This is a genomic window from Shinella sp. JR1-6, from assembly GCF_004284735.1.
Taxonomy (GTDB): Bacteria; Pseudomonadota; Alphaproteobacteria; order Rhizobiales; family Rhizobiaceae; genus Shinella.
In genome coordinates this window covers 1-8,787 of sequence record NZ_SHMI01000064.1, presented here as the reverse complement: position 1 = coordinate 8,787, position 8,787 = coordinate 1, and the positions used below count along the sequence as shown (strand labels likewise).

Genomic DNA, 8,787 nt, shown 5'->3' with positions numbered 1-8,787 from the left:
TAGTGAGCGGACACCTCTTCAGTCATGCCGGTAGACTATCGCCCAGATCCACACCAGCCGGTTAAGGCGACGCCACCACCGCTTCCTTACAGAGCACAACCAACAATCCAAGCCCTTCACCTGGACCGCCGATCCCGACAAGATCATCGCTGCCGTTAAACGCGGGCACCAAGCGTTAGACTCCATCCACTCTCATGTTCGCCTTTTCAAGCGGCAGGAATAGAAATTCTCCCGGCCGATTTCTCGGACGTCGTGTTTCGTATGAGTGCGTCCTGGGGAAGGCAGGAGGCACGGTCAATGAACGACGGTTGATCATGCTCTGATGCGCGGGTTGGTTACCGCCGGACCTGATGCGTCGCGGAGCGTCCTCGGTCTAGAAGCCAGCGTCGGATATATCCGGCTGATAGTGGAAGCGAGGGTTCTCCTGCCGTGACCGTGCCCCCAGCCTTGCCCAGGTGCACATGGCTTTCTGATGGGTTCGTTACTCTTCCTCTTTGCTTTCCTAAGATTTGGCGATGTTCAACGCGTTGAAACCTGGCATGCAATCGCCCAGACGAAGCCCGATAATTCGCGCGCGATCGCCGTGGTTACGGTCGTGGCCGGCTTTCCGGCCTTCGTCAGCTTGCGATAGCGGCCGCAGAGCCGCTCCTGCGCCTTCCATGCCGTGTCGCGAACCGTTTTTGGAAGTTGCTCCTGGCGGATTAACTGGTCGCGGCTCACCCTTGCCGGAAACCGGTAGCTCCAGGCCGCCTCGATCAACATGCGCCGGGCCGTTCCATTTCCCGCTTTCGTGATGCCGCCTTGGCGTCGAGTTGCGCCGCTCGAATGCTCTGATGGTACGAGCCCCAGATAGGCCATGAGTTGACGCGGATTGGTAAAGCGACTGATATCACCCAATTCGGCAATCATCGTCGCAGCGGTCAGCAAAGCCATGCCGCGGAGCGACTGCAGCGCCTGGACGACGGGTGCCAACGACCACTCGCTCAACATTATCTCGATTTGCTTCGTCAGCCGGTCGCGCCGGTCCGTCGCAGCCTCGATCGTGGCGAGATGATCTTCGAGCACAATGTGGTGGATTGGTTGCTCGAAGCGAAGACCAGCCAGCCAACGGCGGTGCATCTGCGTCCAGGCTGGACGGCCATAATGGCAGCCGTGGCGCAATAAAAATCCACTGAGTTGTTGGCGCGCTTGTCGCAGGCTGCGTACGGCAGCAAGGCGTGCCCGCACCAGATCACGCATCGCCTCATGGGCGCGATCGGGGATCCACACTGCGCTCAGCTCCCCAGCGCGATGAAGCCTTGCCAGATTATTGGCATCGCGACGGTCCGTCTTGATGCGATCGCCTGGCTTTCGAGGGATCAAAGACGGGGCCACGACCACGCAGTCATGGCCAGCGGCAGACAGCTGCCGCTGAATGCCGTAGCCGCAAGGCCCTGCTTCGTAGCAAAACTTCAGGGTCCGGCCCGACTGTGAAAGCTTCGCCAGCATGCGGGCCAAGGCCGTTGGCGTGTTTACGATTTGGCCAAACGCGCGCACGTCACCGCGCTTACCGCCATCGGCAAGCGCCACCGAAATCGTTTCTTTGTGAACATCCAATCCGACGTATGTGATAGTCTCGCCCATGGCCCGTCTCCTATGCATCAGGCTCTACGAGAGGATCGCTCTCGCAACCCTCGATACCTGCATATTGTGAGACGGGTCACCCAGCCCCAGGCGAACATTTAGTCTAGTAAAGCTCCGCATAGAAATCGAGCGTGAAATCCGGTTGTTGATGGCCGACCAAACTGACAGCGAGAGACCTACGGCGCTTGGTCCGATGCTTGCCGAACTCCAACGCCTCGGGCTTGCGCCGAAAACCGCTGACCAATTTCGAGGCGCTCTTCACGCGATGAACAGAGCTGCGCATGGCCTGGACGTCGCTCCCGTGGACGCATCTGAAGCGACCGAGGTTGCAACTGCCTTCCTCGCTGAGCTTCAAGCCATTCGCAACGGCCGAATCTCCTGATTGGCAAACGCCCGCGGCTGGCCGGCGCGGTCTGCCTCAAGAATTCCAGTCGATACATTATGCGATCTCCGGAGCACATTTACGAGGCTCCGAGGATACCTCAGTCCTGTATTTCTGGAGGGACTTGGCGTTCGATGAAGTCTTGCATCAGGGTGAGGGCTTCGTCCCTTGAAATGCCACCGGAATGCAGGCCGAGGCGCAGCCAGAGCCCGTCGATGAGTGCACTGATAAGATGCGCCGTCTGGCGAGCCTGGTTTTCCGGGAGCACCGGCTTTAGCGCTGACAGAAGGTTGGAGTGCATGCGGGCGTGGATAACGGCCTGAATGCGGGCAAGCTGCGGCTCGCGAGGAACTTCTCCGCACAGCGACAGCCAGGCATGGGCAATGGACGGCTGGTAGAAGCGCTCGTCGAAATTTCCCTCGATAATGGCGTTGAGCCGCTGCCGCGGGGTTTTCGCCTTCCGGAGCCGTTCGGCGACTGCGTCACGCAGATTGGCGTTCGCTTCGCGCATCGCTTGCTCGAAAAGCTCCTGCTTGTTGCGAAAATAGTGCAGCACGATGCCCTTGGAGGCGCCAGCGTGGGCGGCGACTTTCTCCAAGGTCGCACCGGCCATGCCCTCGCGTTGCAGTACTTCAAAGGCCGCCTGCCGCAATTCCTTACGTCTGATATCGACCAGCTTGGTGAGCTTTGCCGCCATGTGATTCCTGCTTTCTCTGCGGGGATATTGACATTCTTACCGCAAAGTTCAAGGAATGTCCCATTGGACAATTTATGATCCAATCGGACAACGTTCAAAAAGGGGAACGCCGATGAAACGCGCCATCGCCTGCGCCGCCGCATGCCTCATGACGATTGGAGCCGCCCAGGCGGCCGAACAGGAAAGTTGCCGCAAGGTGCGCCTCGCCGAACCCGGCTGGAACGATCTCGCCTTCACGACCGGCGTTGCGCAGTCGCTGCTGCATGCGCTCGGCTACGAGACACAGAGCGACCTGCTCGGCATCGACGTCATCTACCTGAGCCTCAAGAACAAGGACCTCGATGTTTTCCTCGGCTACTGGGATCCGGCGATGCGGACCTATTTCGCGCCCTATGAGAAGGACGGTTCCGTCGAGACCGTCAGACAGAACCTGACGGGCGCCAAATACACCTTCGCCGTTCCCGCCTATGTCTGGGATGCCGGCGTGAAGGATTTCGCCGACCTCAAGACCCATGTCGACAAGTTCGAGAAGAAGATGTACGGCATCGAGCCGGGCTCCAACCAGCTGATGCTGGATGCCATCGCGGATCCGTCGCTGGGCATTGTGGATTGGGAGGTCGTGGAATCGAGCGAGCAGGGCATGCTGGCCGAGCTTGCCCGCCATATCGACATGAAGGCGTTCTTCGTCTTCCAGGGCTGGGCGCCGCATCCGATGAATACCGCCTACGAGATCCGCTACCTCACCGGCGGAGACAAGTTCTACGGCCCGGATTTCGGCGCGGCCACGGTCTCCACACAGGTCCGCAAGGGCTATCTCGCGGAGTGCCCGAACGTCGCGCAGCTTTTGAAAAACCTCACCTTCGACATCGATTTTGAGAACCGCGGCATGGGTTACCTGATGACCGACGGCCTCGCTCCGGAAGATGCCGGCCGCAAGGCCATAGGCGAAGAACCGCAACGGCTTGACGCCTGGCTTGCCGGCGTCACCACAGTCGATGGCGCGCCGGGCCTGGAGGCGGTGAAGAAGGCGCTCGACCTTTGATCGAGACCGATCAGGCTAGCTGGAACGGTCGCAAGCGTGTTTTGACGACGCGCGACGAACGCCGCCTTGCCTTCATCGAGAGCGGGGCAGGCGATGTCCCGCTCTTCCTGCTGCACGGTTATACCGACAGCAGCCGGAGCTGGTCGCTGATTGAACCGTACCTTGCGGGATATCGGCTGGTCATGCCGGATCTGCCGGGGCATGGCCTGTCGACGGCGGTGCCTTCGCCCAGTCTGGAGCGGCTGGCCGACGACATCATAGAATTGGCCGATGCCCTAGGCATTGCGCGTTTCACTGTCGTGGGCCATTCGATGGGTGCCATCACCGCTTTGGTGCTCGCCGCGCGGCATCGCGCACGCGTCAATGCTCTCGTCAGCATCTGCGGCAGCCTGACGCCCTCGCTTCTCACGCAAACCGTGCTCGGTGCAGATATCGCCGCGCTGACCGATCCCATCGATCCGGACAGCCCGTTCCTGCGGGCATGGCATAAGTGTTCCCTTCCTGTCGATGAGGCGTTTCTGCAATGGCTCGCGCGGGAGGCGGCCCTGATCCCCGCCGCTGTATGGCAGGCACTCTATGCCATGCTGGAGACCGCCGACCTGTCGCAGGTTCCCGCGGCGGTGACCGCGCCGGTCCTGCTTCTGGCGGGGGACGAGGACGCGCTGTTCGACGCGCCTCACTGGGCAGCATTGCGGGCGGGTTTCCCGCTCGCCGCCATGGAGGTCCTTGTCGGCCACAGCCATAATCCGCATTGGGAGGCACCTGCCCGCGTGGCCGCCTCCCTGGCGGCTTTCATGAAAGAGAACTCCGGCTGAGTACCGATCTCCAGTCGTAGGTGCTATGGGCCGCCATGGCGTTGGTGCACGGATCGTTTTGCGGAGATGGTGTAGTTGAGCGGTGATTGAAATATACGGTTCGTTACCTTCATGCCTTTCAAACACAAAGCTGCCCGCCGCCATCGCATCGGCAAGATGAAGTTCAAGGTGACGAATTGGCCGGAGTATGAGACAGGCCTTCGCCGGCGTGGTGGTCTGACGCTTTGGATCACACCCGAAGCCTTGTGTTCGTGGCAGGCGCCGAAGCGGACGACGCGCGGTGGCCAGTCGCGGTATTCCGATTTGGCGATCGAAACCACTCTGACGCTCGGCCTGGTGTTCGGCTTGCGGCTGCGCCAGACAGAGGGCTTGCTGACATCGGTGCTGCAATTGATGGGATTGGGTCTCGCCGTGCCCGATCATACGACGCTGAGCCGACGGGCACGGACGGAACGACCCTTTGACAGGCGGCAAGGCCGTTCCGTTTCCGCAGAAGGACCTATCCACGTCCTCATCGACAGCACTGGGCTTGAAGTTTACGGCGCCGGCCAGTGGCTGGAGGAAAAGTACGGTGGCAGGTCGCGGCGGGGATGGCGCAAGCTTCATCTGGCAATAGATGCCGACAGCGGCGAGATCATAGCCCACGTCATGACCGACCAGGATACCGGCGACGCCTCGCAGGTGGGGCCGCTGCTCGACCAGATCGACGCCTCGATCGGGCAATTTACAGCCGATGGCGCCTATGACGGTAAGCCGACCTACGACGTCGTCACTAAGCATAGCGTCGGCGCTACGGTAATTATTCCGCCGCGCTCGAACGCGGTCAACCGCTCGGATACGGAGACCGCCAACCAGCGCGACCGGCATATCGAGGCGATCAACACCAACGGGCGGATGAAATGGCAAGCTGCCACCGGCTACGGCAAGCGTTCGCTCGCCGAGTCCGCCATCGGACGATACAAGTCGCTGATCGGACGCCGCCTGCGGGCGCGATCCTTTGGAGCGCAACAGACCGAGGTTGTTGTCGGCTGTGCCATCCTCAATCGTATGTTCGCATGCGCACGCCCGAAATCCGTCCGCTGCAAGAAGGCAACTGCATAAACGACCGTATCAAAGATCATATTCCGCAATGGGCGCGATCCGTGCACCAACGCCCTGACACGAAGCTGTCGTCTGTGCTGCAGACGGTTTCGGCGATCGTTGAGAAGGATGGGCGCGGCGGTATCGCCCGGACGGAATACAGCTATCGAGGCGGTCGCTACGACCACAAGGAGCGCAAGTTCCTTGGATTTGCGGGACTGACGGCGAAGCTGCCTTGTGCATCGGGTGAGACAGCCTGCCCGAGTGTCGATGTGACCTTCAGCCAGGCCTATGCCGCGGTCGGGAAGCCGGTGCAGACCGAATACCGGGATGGTGCGGGTGTGGCGCGCAAGACAGTGGTCGAGACCTATACGCTCGAAAACACGACGCCACCCTATCGAGCCGTCAACAATGCTTCCGATACGACCCTGAACGAGGGCGGAGCCTCCTTGGTGCTGCACCAGGAGCGTGTATTCAATATCTACGCCAATGTTACGCAATTGCGCGACTATGGCCGGATGGACATGGAGGGCGACGAAACCTGGACGACGACGCAGTATGTTCCGAACCCGGACACCTACATCGTCTCGCTTCCGCGGCTGCGTAGCGTGCGCTCGGGCGGGTTCGTGGCGGAAACGGCGGTCTACGAACAGTACCAGACCTTCTACTACGACGGCGCGACCGACATCATGACCCCGCCCACCAAGGGGAACTTGACGGTCGTTCAATCCAACACGTCTCTGGCGCCGACCGCCGTCAGCTACAACGACACGTTCACGTACGACAGCAAGGGTAACAAGCTGTCTCATGTGGACGGGGCAGGCAACCGCACGGAGTGGGACTACGACGCCACCTATCGTCTGCATGTGATCAAGGAGCGGGCGCCAAAGTACTTCGCCAAGGGCAGTCTTGCTGCCGACACGCGGTTCGCTTCGACGATCACGCCGAACTTTGCCTGCGATATGCCGGCGCAAAAGATCGATTGGAACGGCACAACGGAGACATTCGCATACGACGTGTTCTGCCGGCCTTATGGATACGTGAACGGTGGGACGGGCAAATACGTCAACACCCGCTACGAGGATATGGGCAATCCGGAAAGCCAGGCGATCGTAACCTACGAGCCGCTGGCAACCGGCTCCGGCGATGTCTTCACGCGAACCTATTATGATGGCCTTGGCCGTCCCTGGCGGGTGCAAACGCCTGGGGACACGGACGCAGCAACGCGGATCACCGACACGGTCTACGACGCCCGCGGCAATGTTGCCCAGACAGCGTTCCCACGCTTTCATACGGTGGCTGCTCAATGGACGGTCAACTCGTACGACTGGCAGAACCGTGTCGTGAAGACGGTCAATCCCGATGCCTCGGAACGGACGTACATTTATCGAGTCCTGCTTGAGCGGTTGATCGGTAGCCCGGAGAGCGTTCCGGTCACCAACATCCGCATGACGGACGAGGAAGGCAAGGTTCACCGGACCGGCACGGACAAGGACGGCAATGTCATCCTTTCGGCGACCGAACTCGCCGGTACCTGGATCTCGGAATTCCGGATCTACGATGCGGTTGGCCGCTTGACGAAGGTGCGCGACGCTGGCGGTGCGGTCTGGACGTACAGCTACGATCTCAGGGGCAATCGCCTGACGGCGAATGATCCGGATCTTGGGACCTGGTCCTACACCTATGACGGTGCCAACCGCCTTGTCAGCCAGACGGATGCCCGTGGAGCGGTGACGACGCTTGCCTACGACCAGATCGGGCGCCTGCTTTCGAAAAAGGTAAAAGGCGCCGGCGAAGCGAGTGCGACGACGACGGCGACCAACACCTATGACAATGCGGAGGCTGGCGTCGGCACGGCTCCGTTCCACAACGTTGGTCTGCTGACCGTGTCGAGCAACAGCGCGGCCAGGCACAGCTATAGCCGCAGCTTGACAGGCAGCGGCACGGTGCTGACGACGAAGACGGTGATCGACGGCATCACGCATACGACCGTGGAACGGCAAGGCAAGGCCGATCTGACCCTGTCGATCGCCTATACGCCGGCCAACGTCAACGTCGGCACGGCGTCCACACCCTGGACCTACACTGCCGCAAACCATCTCCTGACGGTCCCTGGATACATTACCGGAGCGACCTACAGAGGTGACGGTCAGACGTTGTCGATCAGCTATGACAATGGCGTGACGACGACCTTCCTCTATTCGCAGCAGCGTCGCTGGCTGAACCGGATGGCAACGACGCAGGGTGCGACCGTCCTGATGGAGAACCAGTATGGCCGGGATCTGCTGGGTCGCATCACGACGATCACCGGTGCGACGGCATCTGACAGCTGGACCTATGCTTATGACGATCTCGGTCGCCTGGTGACGGCCGACAATGCCGGCGACAACACGCTGGATGAAACCTTCACCTACGCACCGAACGGCAACCTCTTGAGCCGTACGCGGGTCTCCGGCGCCTATGTCTATCCGGACGGCACTGCGGTGCGCCCGCATGCCGCCACCCAGATCGGTGCGAAGACGCTTTCCTACGATGGCAATGGCAACCTCCTGTCGGACGGGACCCGAGCGCTGACCTGGGATCGCTCGAACCTTCTGGGAAGTGTGGCGCAATCCGGCTCGACGGTATCCTTCTCCTATGGCCCTGACGGCGCCCGGGCGATCAAGAGCTGGGCCTTCGGCAAGGTGCTCTATGCCAATGCGAATGTGGAGATCGACCGAACGACGCCGGGCAGCGAGATCTACACCCGCTATCCCCACCCGGATATCAAGCTGACGACAACCGCGGCGGGCGCAACGAGCAAGGCGTATCTGCATCGCGATCACCTTGCCTCAGTCCGCCAGGTGACGGATGCGGCTGGTAGTCTCGTCGAGGCAACCGGCTATGCGGCCTATGGCGAGCGCGGCAACGGGGCGATGCAGACGCAGAAGGGGTATATCGGCGAACGCCTTGATGCGGAAACGGGGCTGATGTATCTGAACGCCCGCTACTACGACCCGGCCTATGGGCGGTTCATCTCGCCCGATGATTGGGATCCAACCATGGAGGGCGTCGGGACGAACCGATATGCCGGTGGCGTCGCCTTAACCGGCTGGTGTGGATCTGGGCGATAGTCTACCGGCATGACTGAAGAGGTGTCCGCTCACTA

7 protein-coding genes and 1 pseudogene are annotated in these 8,787 nt (G+C 61.0%); 5 read left to right on the top strand and 3 right to left on the bottom strand.

Annotation, left to right across the window (positions count from 1 at the left end; genetic code table 11):
* Positions 1–76 precede the first annotated feature (76 nt).
* A pseudogene (locus tag EXZ48_RS33545) lies at positions 77–223 on the top strand (IS630 family transposase); the annotation flags it as partial.
* 296 nt (positions 224–519) lie between these two features.
* Here EXZ48_RS33545 and EXZ48_RS33540 read toward each other — a convergent pair.
* The 3 genes from EXZ48_RS33540 to betI all read right to left on the bottom strand — a co-directional run bounded on the left by EXZ48_RS33540 (position 520) and on the right by betI (position 2,702).
* Positions 520–1,623 carry an IS110 family transposase gene (locus EXZ48_RS33540; RefSeq protein ID WP_130521359.1) on the bottom strand — a complete coding sequence of 368 codons (1,104 nt, stop codon included), beginning with the start codon at positions 1,621–1,623 and terminating at the stop codon, positions 520–522.
* 103 nt (positions 1,624–1,726) lie between these two features.
* A complete protein-coding gene (locus tag EXZ48_RS35165; RefSeq protein ID WP_165909507.1) occupies positions 1,727–1,906 on the bottom strand; it encodes a hypothetical protein in 180 nt (59 codons plus the stop codon).
* Positions 1,907–2,105: 199 nt separating this feature from the next.
* The gene (betI, locus tag EXZ48_RS33530; protein WP_130521357.1) at positions 2,106–2,702 is read right to left on the bottom strand and encodes a transcriptional regulator BetI; all 597 of its coding nucleotides are present in this window, start codon (positions 2,700–2,702) and stop codon (positions 2,106–2,108) included.
* 112 nt (positions 2,703–2,814) lie between these two features.
* On the opposite strand from betI, the gene choX reads away from it, so the two are divergent.
* The 4 genes from choX (at position 2,815) to EXZ48_RS33510 (ending at position 8,752) form a co-directional block, all read left to right on the top strand.
* Positions 2,815–3,744, top strand: a complete 930-nt coding sequence (gene choX / locus EXZ48_RS33525; RefSeq protein ID WP_130521355.1) for a choline ABC transporter substrate-binding protein — start codon at positions 2,815–2,817, stop codon at positions 3,742–3,744.
* Positions 3,741–4,559, top strand: coding sequence for an alpha/beta fold hydrolase (locus EXZ48_RS33520; RefSeq protein ID WP_165909506.1), 819 nt, complete (start codon positions 3,741–3,743; stop codon positions 4,557–4,559). Before choX ends, EXZ48_RS33520 begins: the two co-directional genes overlap by 4 nt.
* A 111-nt stretch (positions 4,560–4,670) precedes the next feature.
* Positions 4,671–5,660 (top strand): IS5 family transposase, encoded by a 990-nt coding sequence (locus EXZ48_RS33515; RefSeq protein ID WP_130521351.1) that lies wholly within the window; start codon positions 4,671–4,673, stop codon positions 5,658–5,660.
* Between the two features lie 41 nt (positions 5,661–5,701).
* Positions 5,702–8,752: an RHS repeat-associated core domain-containing protein gene (locus tag EXZ48_RS33510; protein WP_165909505.1), complete on the top strand. Its 3,051-nt coding sequence runs from the start codon at positions 5,702–5,704 to the stop codon at positions 8,750–8,752.
* Positions 8,753–8,787 lie beyond the last annotated feature (35 nt).

Excerpts from the sequence above, each read along its gene's own strand:
- EXZ48_RS33540 (WP_130521359.1), bottom strand. The coding sequence starts at position 1,623 with ATGGGCGAGACTATCACATACGTCGGATTGGATGTTCACAAAGAAACG.
- EXZ48_RS35165 (WP_165909507.1), bottom strand. The coding sequence starts at position 1,906 with ATGCGCAGCTCTGTTCATCGCGTGAAGAGCGCCTCGAAATTGGTCAGC.
- choX (WP_130521355.1), top strand. The coding sequence starts at position 2,815 with ATGAAACGCGCCATCGCCTGCGCCGCCGCATGCCTCATGACGATTGGA.
- EXZ48_RS33515 (WP_130521351.1), top strand. The coding sequence starts at position 4,671 with ATGCCTTTCAAACACAAAGCTGCCCGCCGCCATCGCATCGGCAAGATG.
- betI (WP_130521357.1), bottom strand. The coding sequence starts at position 2,702 with ATGGCGGCAAAGCTCACCAAGCTGGTCGATATCAGACGTAAGGAATTG.